Source organism: Streptomyces sp. NBC_00996, from assembly GCF_045162675.1.
Lineage (GTDB): Bacteria > Actinomycetota > Actinomycetes > Streptomycetales > Streptomycetaceae > Streptomyces.
This window is the reverse complement of sequence record NZ_CP108723.1, coordinates 4824456-4840339: the sequence shown is the minus strand read 5'-3', so window position 1 is coordinate 4840339 and position 15884 is coordinate 4824456. Positions and strand designations below refer to the sequence as shown.

Annotated in this window: 12 protein-coding genes; 6 read left to right on the top strand and 6 right to left on the bottom strand. The window is 71.2% G+C overall.

The features are described from left to right. Positions 1 to 117: 117 nt before the first annotated feature. Together OG390_RS22695 and OG390_RS22690 are read left to right on the top strand one after the other, a co-directional pair. Positions 118 to 843, top strand: a complete 726-nt coding sequence (locus OG390_RS22695) for a VOC family protein (RefSeq protein ID WP_406170564.1) — start codon at positions 118 to 120, stop codon at positions 841 to 843. A gap of 170 nt (positions 844 to 1013) precedes the next feature. Beyond that, positions 1014 to 3338: a PQQ-binding-like beta-propeller repeat protein gene (locus OG390_RS22690; RefSeq protein WP_406170562.1), complete on the top strand. Its 2325-nt coding sequence runs from the start codon at positions 1014 to 1016 to the stop codon at positions 3336 to 3338. Positions 3339 to 3753: 415 nt separating this feature from the next. Here the strand turns inward: OG390_RS22690 and OG390_RS22685 are convergent, their stop codons facing one another. From OG390_RS22685 to OG390_RS22675, 3 genes are read right to left on the bottom strand one after another with little or no spacing between them, the layout of a single operon-like run. Continuing rightward, complete coding sequence (locus OG390_RS22685) at positions 3754 to 4539, bottom strand: enoyl-CoA hydratase/isomerase family protein (protein ID WP_406170560.1); 786 nt, start codon at positions 4537 to 4539, stop codon at positions 3754 to 3756. Beyond that, positions 4536 to 4961 carry a Zn-ribbon domain-containing OB-fold protein gene (locus OG390_RS22680; protein WP_406177806.1) on the bottom strand — a complete coding sequence of 142 codons (426 nt, stop codon included), beginning with the start codon at positions 4959 to 4961 and terminating at the stop codon, positions 4536 to 4538. The genes OG390_RS22685 and OG390_RS22680 overlap by 4 nt, the downstream gene beginning before the upstream one ends. Before the next feature lie 42 nt (positions 4962 to 5003). After that, entirely contained in the window at positions 5004 to 6152 is a 1149-nt protein-coding gene (locus OG390_RS22675; protein WP_406170558.1) for a lipid-transfer protein, read from the bottom strand. A gap of 103 nt (positions 6153 to 6255) precedes the next feature. Here OG390_RS22675 and OG390_RS22670 point away from each other — a divergent pair, with 103 nt between their 5' ends. Next, positions 6256 to 7854, top strand: a complete 1599-nt coding sequence (locus tag OG390_RS22670; protein ID WP_406170556.1) for a FadD3 family acyl-CoA ligase — start codon at positions 6256 to 6258, stop codon at positions 7852 to 7854. Positions 7855 to 7975: 121 nt separating this feature from the next. Here the strand turns inward: OG390_RS22670 and OG390_RS22665 are convergent, their stop codons facing one another. The 3 genes from OG390_RS22665 to OG390_RS22655 form a co-directional block, all read right to left on the bottom strand. After that, positions 7976 to 8578: a hypothetical protein gene (locus OG390_RS22665; protein WP_406170554.1), complete on the bottom strand. Its 603-nt coding sequence runs from the start codon at positions 8576 to 8578 to the stop codon at positions 7976 to 7978. A gap of 621 nt (positions 8579 to 9199) precedes the next feature. After that, positions 9200 to 9394 carry a hypothetical protein gene (locus OG390_RS22660; RefSeq protein WP_406170552.1) on the bottom strand — a complete coding sequence of 65 codons (195 nt, stop codon included), beginning with the start codon at positions 9392 to 9394 and terminating at the stop codon, positions 9200 to 9202. A 206-nt stretch (positions 9395 to 9600) separates the two neighbouring features. Then, positions 9601 to 12552, bottom strand: coding sequence for a BTAD domain-containing putative transcriptional regulator (locus tag OG390_RS22655; protein WP_406170550.1), 2952 nt, complete (start codon positions 12550 to 12552; stop codon positions 9601 to 9603). A 213-nt stretch (positions 12553 to 12765) separates the two neighbouring features. Here OG390_RS22655 and OG390_RS22650 point away from each other — a divergent pair, with 213 nt between their 5' ends. The 3 genes from OG390_RS22650 to OG390_RS22640 all read left to right on the top strand — a co-directional run bounded on the left by OG390_RS22650 (position 12766) and on the right by OG390_RS22640 (position 15851). Next, positions 12766 to 14001 carry an amidohydrolase family protein gene (locus OG390_RS22650; RefSeq protein ID WP_406170548.1) on the top strand — a complete coding sequence of 412 codons (1236 nt, stop codon included), beginning with the start codon at positions 12766 to 12768 and terminating at the stop codon, positions 13999 to 14001. A 104-nt stretch (positions 14002 to 14105) separates the two neighbouring features. Then, positions 14106 to 15044 carry an LLM class F420-dependent oxidoreductase gene (locus OG390_RS22645; RefSeq protein ID WP_406170546.1) on the top strand — a complete coding sequence of 313 codons (939 nt, stop codon included), beginning with the start codon at positions 14106 to 14108 and terminating at the stop codon, positions 15042 to 15044. Between the two features lie 21 nt (positions 15045 to 15065). Then, positions 15066 to 15851 carry an SDR family NAD(P)-dependent oxidoreductase gene (locus OG390_RS22640; RefSeq protein WP_406170544.1) on the top strand — a complete coding sequence of 262 codons (786 nt, stop codon included), beginning with the start codon at positions 15066 to 15068 and terminating at the stop codon, positions 15849 to 15851. Positions 15852 to 15884 lie beyond the last annotated feature (33 nt).

The window sequence follows — 15884 nt, the reverse complement described above, 5'->3', positions numbered from 1 at the left end:
TGGAGTGGCGGTGGGGTGCGGAGGTGGAGGAGAGTGGGGTGCCGAGGGATGCGGCCGGGGCGCGGGTGGAGTGTGAGCCGCCGCGCGCGCTGGATCAAAGGCCGTTAGCTTGACCGCATGGCCGAATCAGACGTTTCCTCTGATTTCCCAGAAGGCGTGCCCTGCTGGGTCGACGCGCAGCTCCCGGATGTGGAGGCGGGCAAGCGCTTCTACGGCGAGCTCTTCGGCTGGACCTTCGCGGAGGGATACGGCCCCGACGGCCTGGCGCACCTCGACGGTGAGCCCGTCGCCGGTCTCACGCGCAAGCGCGACGGCCGGATGCCCACCGTGTGGACGGTGTACTTCGCGACGCCCGACGCCGGCGCACTCTCCCGGCGCATCACCGACGGGGGCGGGCAGCTCATCACGGCACCGTCGCCGGTCGACTCCCTGGGCACCATGGCCCTCGCGACCGACCCGGAGGGCGCCGTCTTCGGCCTCTGGCAGGCCGGCACCCACGCCGGCTTCGGCAGGCGGCACGAGCGGGGCTCCTTCTGCTGGGCCGAGCTGTACGCGCGGGACACCACGGCCGTCGACCGGTTCTACGGCGCCCTCTTCCGCGACGCCCTCTTCGGCCCGGACGCGTCACCCGATTTCGGCCGCGCGCCCGTCTCCGATGTCTTCCCGGCGGAAATGCCGCCGCACTTCCTCGTCCACTTCGGCGTCGAGGACTGTGACGCGGTTCTCCAGACGGTGAACCGGCTCGGTGGGCGGGTCCAGGCGACACCCTTCGACACGTCGTACGGAAGGGTGGCCGTGGTCACGGACAATCAGGGGGCGTCGTTCGCCGCACTTCAACGGTGATGCGTGGGGCTTTTGCCCCGAGACACCCCAATTCGACCCCGGGTTCGCAACCTGTGGCCGAGCCAGGAAGAATCGGGGTGCGTGCCGCCATGGCGGTGCGGTGGTGAGACGCTGCACGGGGCCGCGTTCATACGTGGATGACGTGGCCCGTACGGGGAGGTGGCAGGCAAGTGGTGGATCAGCTGACGCAGCACGATCCGCGGCGGATCGGGCCGTTCGAGGTGCTGGGACGGCTGGGTGCCGGCGGCATGGGGCTGGTCTATCTCGCGCGCTCGGCTTCCGGCCGGCGCGTGGCGATCAAGACGGTCAGGACGGAACTCGCCGAGGACCAGCTGTTCCGGGTCCGCTTCACACGGGAGGTGGAGGCCGCGCGGGCGGTCTCCGGCTTCTACACGGCGGCCGTGGTCGACGCCGACCCGCGCGCGGCCGTGCCGTGGCTGGCCACCGCGTATGTGCCCGCGCCCTCGCTCGAGGAAATAGTGAATGAGTGCGGGCCGCTCCCGGCCCAGGCGGTGCGATGGCTGGCGGCGGGCGTCGCGGAGGCGCTCCAGTCCATCCACGGCGCGGGACTCGTGCACCGTGACCTGAAGCCCTCGAACGTCCTGGTGGTGGAGGACGGGCCGCGTGTCATCGACTTCGGCATCGCGTCCGGCGTCTCGAACACCCGCCTGACGATGACGAACGTCGCCGTCGGTACGCCCGCGTACATGTCGCCCGAGCAGGCGAAGGACTCGCGCAGCGTGACCGGCGCGAGTGACGTCTTCTCGCTCGGCTCGATGCTGGTGTTCGCCGCCACGGGGCACGCGCCCTTCCATGGCGCCAACCCCGTCGAGACGGTCTTCATGCTGCTGCGGGAGGGCCCGGACCTGGAGGGACTCCCGGAGGAACTCCGTCCGCTCATCGAGTCCTGCATGCAGATGGAGGCGACGGGACGCCCCAACCCGGCCGACCTCCAGGCACAACTGGCTCCTCATCTCTTCGGCTCAGGATCCGACGACAGCGGTACGGCGTCCGCGTGGCTGCCCGAGCGGGCGGTGGGCCTGATCGAGGCGCGCCGTGGGGGCCGTCCCGCGGTGAAGCCGTCGTCGGGTGGCGGGGGGCGCAGTGGTGGGCGCCCGGTCGTGCCGCCGCCTCCCTCGCACGCCCCCGTGCCCGTCGGGGCGCCCGACAGCGGTCCGGTGCGGCTCGCCGGCGCCCAGGTGCCCATCGGCCCCGGGCCGCGCGTCGCCGACGCCCGCGCCGCCGCCGTCAAGGCGCCTCCTCCCGAGGCGGGCCTCGCCGCGTCCTGGTCCCGGCCGCGCGCCGGCGTGAACGGCGCCGATCCCGCGCCCACCGTGGCACCGCCCCCGCCCGCCGAGTCGGCCTCCGGCTGGCGCCCCTGGCGTTTCCGCATGTCGAACGACGTATGGGGTACGCCGTCGGTGGCGGACGACCTGGTCTACGTCACCTCCTTCGAGGTCCACGCACTGGACGTCGCGACCGGTCGGCGCCGCTTCAAGACGCGTGACGTGGCGTGGTCGATGGCGGTGGCGGACGGCCGGATCCATGCGTCCGACGGGCCGACGCTCTTCGCCCTGGAAGCCCGGGAGGGCGGTGATCTGTGGCGACTGTCCACCGAGGCCTGGGTGTACTCGCTCAAGGCCGACCGGGGGACGGTCGTCACCGGCACGCGCGGGGGCGGCGTACAGGCCTGGGAAGCCTCCAACGGGCAGAAACTGTGGGAGATCACCGGCGCCCAGACGGACTTCGAGTCCCCGGAGGCCGGGCCCGCCGTCCACGACGGCACGGTGTACGTCTGGAAGGACGCCCGGCTGCGTGCCCTGGAAGCCCGTACCGGCGAGGAACGCTGGTCGTACCCGATCGGCGACGCGGCGTCGTGCGGCGGAGTCCCGGTCCGCCTGACCCAGGCGCCCGACGGCTACGTGTACATCTCCGCCGGCACCCGCGTGCTGGCCGTCGACGTGGCGAGCGGTCATGTCCGCTGGCACTTCGAGGCGCCCGCCGTCTTCCTCTGCCCGCCGACCTTCGTGCCGGGCCCGGCGGTGACGGGCGGCGGCGTCTATCTGGCCGACTACCTCGGCACGGTGTACGCCCTCGACGCCACCGACGGGCGCGACCGCTGGCGCATCGCCACCGAGTCGCGTGCCTCGATCGAGCCGGTCCTCGTCGCCGCGGGGCACGTCCACGTGGGCAGCGGCAAGGGCCTCTACACGCTCGACGCGGTCACCGGTACGCCGAAGTGGCGCTTCCAGGCGGGGGGCGACCTGGTGGGCGCGCCAGCCGTGGCCGAGGGGCGCATCCACTTCGGTTCCACGGACCACCTTCTCTACACCCTGAAGGCGGACGACGGCCGACTCCGCTGGAAGCTCGCGACGGGCGGGGAGATCACCGGGGCTCCCGTCGTCAAGGAGGGGGTGGTGTACGCCTGCAGCAAGGACCGCTGCGTGTACGCGCTGGACGCGGAGAAGGGGACGGGGACGGCTCGGACGACGTGACGGGGGCGGGGATGGGTGAGTTTCTCGCCGCCGCTACCCGGTGGGTGCTTGTCGCGCAGTTCCCCATGCCCCTTTTCAGGGGCGCGGGGAACTGCGCAATCTTTTGGCGGGGGCTGGGGGCGGCAGCCCTCAGGGACGGGAATGGGGAGGGCGGCGGGGGCGAAAAACTCACCCGTGACGGCCGTCGTAAAGGCCACGGAAGGGGCTCCGTACGGCGGCCGTCGCTCAGGGGAGCGGGCGCGGCCCCCGCTCTCGATGCAGACGCTACGCCGAGTGCGACGACCCCGCCACGCGGCGCTGCCCGTGCCGCGGGCACCGCAGAGTGGACCTACGGCCTGTGTGTCGGATCACGCCTGGGCCGCGGTGGTGAGGCGCCGCAACCCGAGGTCGGCGTGATCCGAAAGACAGGCCCTGCCTAGCGCAGCCGAAAGCCGGGCCGCCGGGCCATGAAGAGTCCCGCCTGGCGCTCCCCGGGAAGGTTGCCCATCGAGACGAGCTGCGGCGCGTGCGCGAGGGCCTGCGCGCGGGCCGCCTCCTTGGCCAGCCACAAGGCCCGCACGGTCCCCTGAACGGCCTCGACCGGATACGAGGCGATGACGGCCGCGCAGTCGACGGCCGCCGCCAACACCCCGCCGGGAGCGGTGACTTCGGACACCAATCCCACCTCGTACGCCCGCCGCGCGGAGATCCGCTCAGCGGTCCCCATCAGCGCCATCCGCGCCACCTCGCCGAACGGCATCCGCTGCGCCATGTAGATGGACTCGTACGCGCTGACCATCCCGTACGTCGTGTGCGGGTCGAAGAACGTCGCCGCCTCGTCCGCCACGATGAACTCGGCCTCCCCGAGCAGATAGAAGGCACCCCCGCACGCGATCCCGTTCACGGCCGCGATCACCGGCTTCCACAGGTCGTTCGCCTTCGGCCCGATCGCGACGAGCGGATCGTCCACCATGTAGGGGGAATTGGGCTGCGGGACGACCACGTCCCGGTCGATCCCCGTGCAGAAGGCCCGCGCACCCGCTCCCGTGACGACGACGGCCCGTACGGAGTCGTCGAACCGGAACTCCCGCCAGGCGGAGGTGAGTTCGGCGGCTGTGTCGAGGTCGATGGCGTTGAGCTTCTCGGGCCGGTCGAGGGTGAGGACGGCGACCCCGGTGTCCTTGTCGGTGCTGACCCTCAGATGACCGCCACCGCCGCTCACGGCCGCTCCAGAACCCAGCGTGGCACGGACATGCCGTTCACCTCCGTGAAGGCCACCTGCACCCGCGCCCCGATCCGTATCCGCTCCGGGGCAACCGAGTTGAGCGGCGCCTCGGGCCCGCTCACCAGATTCCCCACGAGCCGTATCCGCGGGGCGTCCGCCAGCTCCACCACGATCGCGTTGTACGGGGCCTGCTCCGCGTAGGCGGGCAGGAGTGGCGGATGCGGGATGACGTACGACCACACGCGTCCCCTCCCGCTCACCTTCCGCCACTCGCTCGCGAAGGAGTGGCAGTGCGGGCAGCAGGGCCGGGGTGGAAAGCGGAGTTCGCCGCAGTCGGCGCAGGCCTGGATCCGGAGTTCGCCCTGGGCGGCGTACCGCCAGAAGGGCGCGCCGTCGTCGTCGAGGACGGGGGAGAGCAGGGACTCGTTCATGCCGGTCTTCATGTCAGCTCCTTCAGCTCCTCAGGCCCTCAGAAGGAGGGCGGAGGTCGGGACCCCCTCCCCCGCCGTGACCAGGCAGGTGGCCGCCCCCGGCACCTGCGCCGTACTCGTGCCCCGCAGTTGCTTCACGCCCTCGTTGATGAGGTTGAAGCCGTGTACGTACGCCTCGCTGAGACCGCCGCCCCCCGTATTGACGGGCAGTCGCCCGCCGATCTCCAGCGCCCCGCCCTCCGTGAAGGCCGCGCCCTCGCCCCTCCCGCAGAAGCCGTATCCCTCCAGGGACAGGGGTATCAGCGGTGTGAAGGCGTCGTAGATCTGCGCGACGTCCACCTCCTCCGGCGTGAAGTCGGCGTGTTTCCACAGGTGTCGGGCGGCGGTCCAGGCCGGACCGGTGAGGGGGTCGTCGTTCCAGTAGTTGACCATGCCGTGGTGCTGGGCGGGCAGGCCCTGGGCCGCGGAGTGGACGTACACGGGCCGCTGCCGGCAGTCCCGCGCTCGCTCGGCGGACACGATGACGCATGCCAGCGCCCCATCGGTCTCGAGGCAGTTGTCGAAGAGGCAGAGGGGTTCACTGATCCAGCGGGAGGTCATGTACATCTCGCGGGTGAGGGGCCGCTCGTACATGATCGCGGCGGGATTCTGGTTGGCCCGGTTGCGGCAGGCGAGCGCGACATTGAAGAGGTGGTCGCGGGTGGCGCCGTACTCGTGCATGTACCGGCGGGCCAGCATGCCGATCTCGTCGGCCGGGCGCAGCAGTCCGAAGGGGCGGGTCCACTGGGCGGGGGTGGGGAGTTGGACGCTGGCGTTCTTCCACGGCCGGGGGCCGGACCCTCGCTTCCGTGACCGCCAGGCGACCCCCACCGTCGCCTGTCCGCCGGCGATGGCGGCGGCGAGATGCGCGACGGTGGCACAGGAACCACCCCCTCCGTACCCCACCTTGCTGAAGAAGCTGAGGTCACCGAGCCCGACGGCCTTGGCCACCTCCACCTCGTCCGTCTCCTCCATGGTGTAGGAGGCGAGCGCGTCGACTTCGGCGGGCGCGATCCCGGCGTCGTCGAGGGCGGCGAGGACGGCGCGGCAGGCCAGGGTCTTCTCGGATTCGGGGAGTTGCTTGGCGAAGGGGGTCTGCCCGATACCGACGACGGCGGTGGCGTCCTTGATTCCGGCCATGCGCGCACCTCCTGATGGGGTCCCGACTGCTGACAGGCCGTCAGGCTATCGTTAATCTGACGGTCAGTCAGCTAGTGGTTCGTCGTTCATAGGGAGGCGTGCGATGCGCGGGAACCTGGAGTGGGGCAGCATCCCGGGGCTGGTGCGCTCGGCGGCGACGCGCTTCGCGGACCGCGAGGCGGTCGTCGAGGGCCGCACCCGTATCTCGTACGCCGAGTTGGGTGCCCGAGTGGAACGCGCGGCGGCGGCGTGCATGGCGAGCGGCGTACGGCGGGGCGACCGGGTCGCCCTCTGGGCCCCGAACACCCTCGACTGGATCGTCTCCGCGCTGGGTGCGGTCTCCGCGGGAGCGGTCCTCGTCCCCCTCAATACCCGCTTCAAGGGCACGGAAGCGGCGTACGTCCTGTCCCGCAGCCGCGCGAAACTGCTGTTCGTGACCGGAACCTTCCTGGGGACGTCGTACGTGGCGTCGCTGCGGCGGGCGTCCGGCGAGGGCCCCGGATCCGGCCCGCTGCCCGGCCTTCCACACCTGGAGCAGGTGGTGGTGCTCGCGGACGACACCCCCGCCGACTTCCGTACCTGGAAGGACTTCCTGGCGGACGGGGAGGGGGTGGGAGCGGCGGACGTACGTCAGCGCGCCGACACCCTCCCCGGCTCCGCCCCCTCGGACGTCATCTTCACGTCGGGAACCACGGGCCGCCCGAAGGGCGCGCTGATCACCCACGCGCAGACGCTCCGCGGCTACGAGATCTGGAGCGACCTCGCGGGCCTGCGCGAGGGCGACCGCTACCTGATCGTGAACCCCTTCTTCCATACATTCGGTTACAAGGCGGGCATCATGGCCTGCCTGATGCGCGGCGCTGCGATGGTCCCGCAGCCGGCGTTCAACGTGGACACCGTGCTGGCGAACATCGCCTCGGAACGCATCTCGGTCCTCCCGGGCCCGCCCACTCTCCACCAGTCGCTGCTGGACCACCCGTCCCGGGACGCGTACGACCTCTCGGCTCTGCGCCTGGTGGTGACGGGCGCGGCGGTGGTGCCGTTGCGCCTGGTGGAACGCCTGCGCTCGGAACTCGGCGTGGACACGGTGCTGACGGCGTACGGCCTCTCCGAGGCGAGCGGCATCGTCACGATGTGCCGCCGCGGCGACGCGCCGCCGGTGATCGCCTCGACCTCCGGGCGGGCGATCCCGGGTACGGAGGTACGGGTGGTGGACGCGGCGGGGGCGCCCCTTGGAGCCGGCTCCCCGGGGGAGGTCCTGGTCCGCGGCTTCAACGTCATGCAGGGCTACTTCGAGGACCCCGACGCCACGGCGGCCGTCCTGGACGCCGACGGCTGGCTGCGCACGGGCGACGTCGGCGTCCTGGACGACGCCGGCAACCTCCGCATCACGGACCGCATCAAGGACATGTTCATCGTCGGCGGCTTCAACGCGTACCCGGCCGAGATAGAGCAACTCCTCGGGCTGCACCCGGACGTGGCCGACGTCGCGGTGATCGGGGTTCCGGACGGGCGGCTCGGGGAGGTGGGCAAGGCGTACGTCGTCCGGCGCCCGGATTCCGTCCTCACCGGCGACGACCTCATCGCGTGGTCGCGGCGCGAGATGGCGAACTACAAGGTGCCGCGGGTGGTCGAGTTCGTGGGCGAGCTGCCGCGGAATGCGAGCGGGAAGGTGGTGAAGGGGGAGCTGAGGGGGCGGTGAGGGTGTTCAGCGCGGTTTCGACCGGGTGTGCTCCCGACCCCCGCTGATCGCGATCTCCACCGGTCGCTGGGGGTTCGCTCCCGCCGGGGCGTGAGAGGCGTGCCCGGCGCCCCGCGGTCGGTCATGGCATCCCGGTTTCGGCCTGAGCGAGGGCGGCGCGGATCTCCTCGATCATCCGTGCGGGGCGGTAGAAGACGTCGGTCGCTGTGTACCGGAGGAGGAGGCGGACTTCCGGGCACTGGAGGACCTGGTTGAAGCGGGCGATGTCCTGGCGGTGGGCGGCGCGGGTGCCGTGGTAGGCGTAGCCCTCCGCCTCCACGGCGAGCCCCTCGGCCCGGAAGAGGAAGTCCAGGCAGCGGCGGCGCCCGTCGGGCGTCCTCAGCTCGGCCTGGCTCTCGGGGTGGAGGCCCGCGTCGTGCATGCGCAGACGGGCGATGGTCTCGGCGGGCGAGCCGGCCTTCGGGTCGGCCAGCCGGAGGCGGCTGCGGGCGCCGGACCCACCGCGCAGCGGGCCTTCGAGCGCGGCCGTCAGGGCGGCGAGGGTGACGAGCGGGACCCGGCGTACGCCGCCGACGGTTCGCCGAGTGAGGGCGGAGTCGACGGCTACGAGGGCTTCGTCGCGGTCGCCCGTGCGTAGGAGGTCGACGACGGTGCGGGTGGGGGTTGTGAGGCGCAGCCCCCAGCGGGTGACGACGTCGCCGGGCGCGAGGGAGGCCCTGTGCACGCGCACACCTCCCTCCCCGTTCCGGCGGGTACGGAGCTCGGGATCGGTGAAGAGCAAGGGCGCGGCGCCCGCTTTCGGTCCGAGGGTCTCGATCCGCCAGAGCGTGGCAGCTGTCCGGTGGCTGAGACCAGCTGGGGTTTCCGGAGCTGGGCGGCACGCAGGCGGGTGAGGAGCGTGACCTGCCGCCCGGGCTCAGCCCAGGTGCCGGGGGAGAGCCGGGTCCAGCGTTCGGCGGTCAGGGTGCGAAGGAGGGCACGTGGTTCCCAACCGGCCGTCAAAGCAAGGGAGGTGAGCAGCACGCCCCCTTGGACCAGGCTTCGTAAAGAAGGTGACTCCCGCCTCTCCATCCCCTCACCCTCCCGCAGTCCCGATTCAGGTCGTCCTGCCTGTGGATAACCCGGCCGACCAGACAGGTGGGATTGAGGGACTGGCAGTTTTCGGCGGTGGGGAAGCGTGTGTGCCGGGTGGATACGGGGCCTGGGGTGCCGCAATCCTCCAGTTGCCGCCTTCGCGCGGGTTCAGAAGCGCGGAGTGGGGGGTGCGGCCGAGTGCAGGACACACATCGGCCGCGACGGCTCCCCCTCCGCGCCGCCGCGGCCGATCCCCGTGTGGGATGAAGGTCTAGCTGGGCTCGGACGTCACGTGGGTGTTGTCCGGGGTGGCTGTGCCGTCGTCGCCGGTGACGGTGTTCAGCGGCTTGATCGGGCTGCTGGTCACATGGGTGTTGAGCGGCGTGATTTCCTCGCCGTCCTCACCACCGGTGACGTGGGTGTTGTCGGGCTCGACGATCGGCTCGTTCTTCGCTGCATCGCTCATGGTGCTGCCTCCCCTTGGTGGCTCTTGCTGAACTGGGGGCCCGTCCGGCCATTCCCCCGAGGACGGCCGGACGGGCCACTCGGGTCGCCAACCCTAGACTGCGAGTACGGCGACCTCACCGGCGGTCCGTCTGCCCCCCGACGCGACGGATCGACAACCAAGAGAGTGCCGGATGGCGATAAACGAACGATGAACGCCCGCCGGACCTACGCGGCGGCGACCGGAGTGAGAAGCGTCCTTACCTCTGCGGCCTCCGGTGAGTCCAACTTCTCGTAGATCTCCAGGGCTTCGCGCCAGCAGACCTGCGCCCTCCCGGACTGCCCGATCCCGTGCAGCGCCTTGCCCAGTACGGTCAGTACATTGCCCCGGCGCCATTCGCCGCCGATGCCTCGCAGCACCGTGAGCGCCATCTCGGCGTTGCTCGCGGCGCGAGCCGACTTGCGCGCATCAAGGTCGACCTCCGCGAGACGGCAGAGGGCCATGCCCTCCCACAGACGCTGACGGCTGTCGCGGAAGACCCTCAGCGCTTCTTCGAGTTGGGCTGTGGCATCAGCGTGCTGGCCGCTCTTGCCGAGGGCCATACCGAGCGCGTAACGGCCGTTCGCCACACGAAGGGAGTGGCCCAGGGTCTCGTAGATCTCCGTACCTTGGCCGGCAAGAGCGACAGCGCTGTCGGCACGCCCCGTCGCGAGGTGCAGACGGGACAGGTTGCAGAGCGGGCTTGCCGAACCGGCCAGGTCGCCACAGGCGCGGAACTCCTCGATGGCGCGGCTGAAGTACCCCTCGGCGTCCACGTAGCGCTTCTGGTAGAAGGCGATGCTCCCGAGGATGTTCGCCGCCCAGCAGCAAGGAAGCGGATCGTCGGACGCCTCGGCGAGCTGGAGGGCCTGCTGCGCCTCTCGGTAGGCCTGGTCGAACACTCCGGAAAACAGGCGCGCGTTGCTCAGGACGACGCAGGCCCGGCCCTCCGCGTGGACGTCCGATTCCGCGCGGGCGGCGTCACGCAGGGCAGTTGCGGCCACCTCGTATTCCCTCGAATTGGCTCCCGACTCCGCCAGGTCGACCGCGGCCCAAAGAAGATCGATCGCGCGCCGCAGTGTTCCGGCTCCTGCCGATTGCCGTACGCAGGCAAGGAGAGGTACGGCTTCGGAGTAGAGCCAGTCCCAGGAGGCCTGTCGGTTCGCGAAGGCCAGGCCCGGTGTCCCCGTCGGTTCCAGATGATCCACCAACCGATCACCCGGCCGCTCAATCGCATAAACCCCCGCAGCCGTGGCCAAGTAGAAGTCCAGCAACCGAGACATAGCCGCATCCCGCTCACTCGGCGGCCGCTCGTCCCGCTCCGCGCACGCACGCGCGTAGAGCCGTACCAGGTCGTGGTACCGGTAGCGACCCGGCGCCGCCGACTCCAGCAGGGAGGTGTCGACGAGGGACTCCAGGAGGTCCTCGGTGTCCTCGACCGGGAGGTCCAGGACCGCGGCCGCGGCCGCCAGCGATATGTCCGGGCCGTCCGCCAGGCCGAGGAGCCGGAACGCGCGCGCCTGCGCCGGCTCCAGCTGGCCGTAGCCCAGCTCGAAGGTGGCCTTCACGGCCAGGTCGCCCGCCTGGAGTTCGTCCAGCCGGCGGCGTTCGTCGGCGAGCTTCGCCGCCAGGACCGAGACCGTCCAGGTGCGGCGGGCGGCCAGGCGGGACGCGGCGATGCGGATGGCCAGGGGGAGGAAGCCGCAGGCCGCGACCACGTCGAGCGCGGCCTCGCGCTCCGAGGCGACGCGTTCCTCTCCCACGATCTTCGTGAAGAGCTGCAACGCCTCCTCCGGGCTCATCACGTCCAGGTCCACCAGGTGGGCCCCGGCCAGGTCCACCATGCGCACCCGCGACGTCACCAGCGCCGCGCAGCCCTCGGTGCCGGGAAGCAGCGGACGCACCTGTGCGGCGTCCCGCGCGTTGTCCAGCAGCACCAGCACCCGGCGGCCGTCCAGCACTGAGCGGTACAGGGCCGAGCGCTCCGCCAGGGAGTCCGGGATCGCCGAGTCCGCCGTACCCAGGGCCCGGAGGAAGGCTCCCAGCACCGTCTCCGGCTCCGCCGCCCGCGCCCCCGCTCCCTGCAGGTCCACGTACAGCTGCCCGTCCGGGAAGGCGCCGCGCGCCTGGTGTGCCACATGGACCGCGAGGGTCGTCTTGCCCACGCCGCCGATCCCCGCCAGCGCCGATACGGCCATCACCTGGCCCTCGGCGGAGGAGGCGGAGGCCAGGACGTCGCTCAGCTCCTGGACGAAGGAGGCGCGGCCCGTGAAGTCGGTGACGGTGGCGGGGAGTTGGGCGGGACGCACCGATGCCGCCGCGGGCTCCGCCGGCGCAGCCGATGGTTCCGCGAGGCCGGGGTCCGCCTGGAGGATGCGCTGCTGGAGTTCCTTGAGGCCCGCCCGCGGGTCCACTCCCAGCTCGTCGGCCAGCAGGCGCCGTGTGTCCGCGTAGACGGCCAGCGCCTCCGCCTGGCGGCCTGAGCGGTACAGCGCCAGCATCAGCAGCTCGCGGAGCCGTTCCCGCAGGGGATGCGCCGCGGTCAGGGCGGTCAGCTCGGACACCGCCGCCGCGTGGCAGCCCTGCTCCAGGTCCATGTCGAGACGGGACTCCAGCAGTTGCAGCCGCCACTCCTCCAGCCGTGCCCGCTGTGTCTCCGCGTAGGGCCCGGGCACGCTCGCCAGCGGCTCCCCGTCCCACTGGCCGAGCGCGTCGCGAAGCAGCTCGCGGGCTCGGCAGAGGTCTCCGGCACCGCGCGCCTTCTCGGCGTCCGCCGCCAGCTCCTGGGCCCGGGCGAGGTCCAGCGCGCCCTCCCCGAGCGACCGGATCGCGTAACCGCCCGACTCGCTGACCAGGACCTCGGAGCCCAGCGCCTTCCTGAGCCGGGACGCGTAGGTCCGTACGGCGGCCAGTGCCTGGGACGGGGGCTCGTCACCCCACAGGGCGTCGATGAGCTCGGACGCCGTCGCCGTGCGGCCCTCGCGGAGCAGCAGCGCGGCGAGCAGGGCGCGTTGTTGCGGTGACCCCGCAGGCAGGGGTTCGTCGTCGCGCCAGGCGCGCACCGGACCGAGCACGCTGAAGCGCAACGCCACCGATTCCTCGGGACGCCGCTGCTCCGGTACTCGCGGCACACCGTCCATCGCTGTCCCCCTGCCGAACCGTCAGTGCAACGAGGCCAGTTTGCCTTGTTCATGGCGGATACGTCAGCCGTGGGAGGCAGCGATCACAGGGCGCCGCACGGTACACCACAAGGCCCTCACGCGGTCTCCCCACACGTCCGCATGGATTCACCCGGCCCAGAGGTACGGAAGAGCTAGCTGACGGGCCGTCAGATCAGCGCTACCGTGAACCGCATGGAGACCATGGAGACATCCCGGATCTTCCCGAAGATCATCTCGGTCGACGACCACACGGTGGAGCCCCCCGACGTCTGGCGCGAGAGGCTGCCCGCGAAGTACCAGGACACCGGGCCCCGTATCGTCCGCGCACCCCTGAAGGAAATGACCTTCCTGGGCGGCAAGTTCGCTCCCGTCATGGGCAGCCCGGGCGACGACGGCCCCATCGGCGACTGGTGGGTGTACGAAGACCTCCACCGGCCGCTCACCCGCCTCGACACCGCCGTCGGATACGACAGGGACGAGATACGCCTCGAAGTCATCACGTACGAGCAGATGCGGCCGGGGTCGTACGACGTCCCCCAGCGTCTGGCCGACATGGACGTCAACCACGTCCAGTCCGCCCTCTGCTTCCCCACCTTCCCGCGCTTCTGCGGCCAGACCTTCACCGAGGCCAAGGACCGCGAGCTGGGCCTTCTCGGGGTGAAGGCCTACAACGACTGGATGGTGGAGGAGTGGTGCGGGCCGGCCGCTCGTGGGCGTCTCATCCCGCTCACCCTCATTCCGCTCTGGGACGCCGAACTTGCGGCGGAAGAAGTACGGCGCAATGCCGCCCGTGGCGTACGCGCGGTGGCCTTCTCCGAGATTCCGCCGCATCTGGGGCTTCCGTCCATCCACACCGACGCATGGGACCCCTTCCTCGCCGCCTGCGACGAGACCGGCACGGTCATCGCCATGCACATCGGCTCGTCCAGCCGCATGCCGTCGACCTCCGCGGACGCCCCGCCCGCCGTCGGCTCCACCATCACCTTCGCCAACTGCTGCTTCTCGATGGTCGACTGGCTGATGAGCGGCAAGTTCGAGCGCTTCCCCAACCTGAAGGTGATGTACGCGGAGGGCCAGATCGGGTGGATCCCGTACATCCTCGAACGCGCCGACGTGGTGTGGGAGGAGAACCGCGGCTGGGGCGGTGTGGCGGACAAGGTCCACCGGCCGCCGTCCGAACTCTTCGCCGAGCACGTCTACGGCTGCTTCTTCGACGACGCCTTCGGACTGAAGAACCTCGACGCCATCGGGGTCGCCAACGTCCTCTACGAAACCGACTACCCGCACTCCGACTCGACCTGGCCCAAGTCCAGGGAGGTCGGCGAGGCCCAGATGGGTCACCTCGACGCGGACGTGGTCGACCGGATCGTACGGCGCAACGCGATCGATCTGCTGGGGCTCACGAAGGACGGCCTCTGGGCGCCCTGAATACCGGTCCCACCGTCCAACCCCTTGTCTGACGGTCCGTCAGCTACGACCATGGCGGGCAGCGCTGATGAGATGACGAACTGTCAGATAAGAGGTGGGCGCCCATGCATGTGCTGCCCGAAGGACGACTGGCGTACGGAATGCAGCTCCCGATCCAGTCGCAGAGCACCATCTACGCGGAGGCGTGGGAGGCGGGTGCCGGGCCCGAGGACCTCGTCGAGATCGGCCGCGCCGCCGACCGCTCCGGCTTCGCGTACATCGCGAGCTGCGACCACGTCGCCATCCCGCGGCGGCTGGCCCCCGCGATGAGCACCATCTGGTACGACCCCGTCGCCACCCTCGCCCACCTGGCGGGCGTGACCGAGCGGGTACGGCTGCTCAGTCATGTCGCGATCGTCGGGCTGCGGCATCCGCTCGTGACCGCGAAGCAGTACGCGACCCTCGACCACCTGAGCGGGGGGCGCCTGATCCTCGGGGTCGGCGCCGGACACGTACAGGAGGAGTTCGAGGCGGTCGGGGCCGACTTCGAGCGGCGCGGCGCGGTCCTCGACGAGTCGATCGACGCGCTGCGCGCCGCGCTCGGGGCGGATGAATTCCCCGTACATCATGGGAAGTTGTACGACTTCGAGGGTCTCGGGCAGCGGCCGCGGCCCGCGCAGGAGCGGGTGCCCGTGTGGGTCGGCGGGTCCTCGCCCGCCGCCGTACGCCGGGCCGCGCTCCGGGGGGACGGCTGGCTGCCGCAGGGGGATCCGCGCGACCGGCTGCCGGAGCAGATCGCCAAGCTGCGCCGGATCAGGGACGAGGCGGGGAACACCGAGCCCGTCGTGGTCGGCGCGATCACCGAGCCCCTCTATGTCGGTGAGCCCGGCTGGGACGTCGGGCGGCGCACGCTGCACGGGGCGCCCGAGACGCTCGCCGAGTCGCTGCGGGCGTACCGCGCGATGGGCGTGCACCAGATACAGGTGCGGTTCCGCAGCAGGAGCCGCAGCGAACTCACCGACCAGATCACGGCGTTCGGCGCGGACGTCGCGCCTCACCTCTGAGCCTCACCCCTAAGGAGAGCCATGGGCAAGCTGGACGGACGTGTCGTCCTCATCACGGGTGCGGCGCGCGGGCAGGGCGAGCAGGAGGCGCGGCTGTTCGCCGAGGAGGGTGCTCAGGTCGTCCTGGCCGACGTGCTCGACGACCAGGGGGAGACCCTGGCCAAGGAGATCGGCGCGCGGTACGTGCACCTCGATGTGAGCCAGGAGGCCGACTGGCGCGCGGCGACGGCGGCCGCGAAGTCGGCGTACGGGCGCATCGACGGCCTCGTCAACAACGCCGGCATCCTCCGCTTCAACGAGCTGATCGACACGCCTCTCGACGAGTTCCAGCAGATCGTGCAGGTCAACCAGGTCGGGGTGTTCCTCGGGATCAAGACCGTCGCCCCCGAGATCGCGGCGGCGGGCGGTGGGACCATCGTGAACACCGCCTCGTACGCGGGACTCACCGGGATGGCGTGGGTGGGGGCGTACTCGGCGACCAAGCACGCCATTGTCGGGCTGACGCGCGTGGCCGCCCTGGAGCTCGCCGCCAAGAAGATCCGGGTCAACGCCGTCTGCCCGGGCGCCATCGACACCGCCATGAGCAACCCCTCCCAGCTCGACCCGGACGCCGACCCCGCCGACAGTGCGGCGGCCGCTCAGGCGCTCGACGAGCTGTACCGCAAGCTCGTGCCGCTCGGTCGGATCGGCCGGCCGCAGGAGGTGGCCCGCCTGGCCCTCTTCCTGAGCGGCGAGGACTCCTCGTACATCACCGGACAGCCGTTCGTGATCGACGGGGGGTGGCTTGCGGGGGTGAGCGTTCTCTGATCGCGCATCGGGTCATCAGCTGACATGGCGTCA

Excerpts from the sequence above, each read along its gene's own strand:
- OG390_RS22675 (WP_406170558.1), bottom strand. The coding sequence starts at position 6,152 with ATGGCCGGAATCAAGGACGCCACCGCCGTCGTCGGTATCGGGCAGACC.
- OG390_RS22645 (WP_406170546.1), top strand. The coding sequence starts at position 14,106 with ATGCATGTGCTGCCCGAAGGACGACTGGCGTACGGAATGCAGCTCCCG.
- OG390_RS22695 (WP_406170564.1), top strand. The coding sequence starts at position 118 with ATGGCCGAATCAGACGTTTCCTCTGATTTCCCAGAAGGCGTGCCCTGC.
- OG390_RS22640 (WP_406170544.1), top strand. The coding sequence starts at position 15,066 with ATGGGCAAGCTGGACGGACGTGTCGTCCTCATCACGGGTGCGGCGCGC.
- OG390_RS22670 (WP_406170556.1), top strand. The coding sequence starts at position 6,256 with ATGCGCGGGAACCTGGAGTGGGGCAGCATCCCGGGGCTGGTGCGCTCG.
- OG390_RS22655 (WP_406170550.1), bottom strand. The coding sequence starts at position 12,552 with ATGGACGGTGTGCCGCGAGTACCGGAGCAGCGGCGTCCCGAGGAATCG.
- OG390_RS22660 (WP_406170552.1), bottom strand. The coding sequence starts at position 9,394 with ATGAGCGATGCAGCGAAGAACGAGCCGATCGTCGAGCCCGACAACACC.
- OG390_RS22650 (WP_406170548.1), top strand. The coding sequence starts at position 12,766 with ATGGAGACCATGGAGACATCCCGGATCTTCCCGAAGATCATCTCGGTC.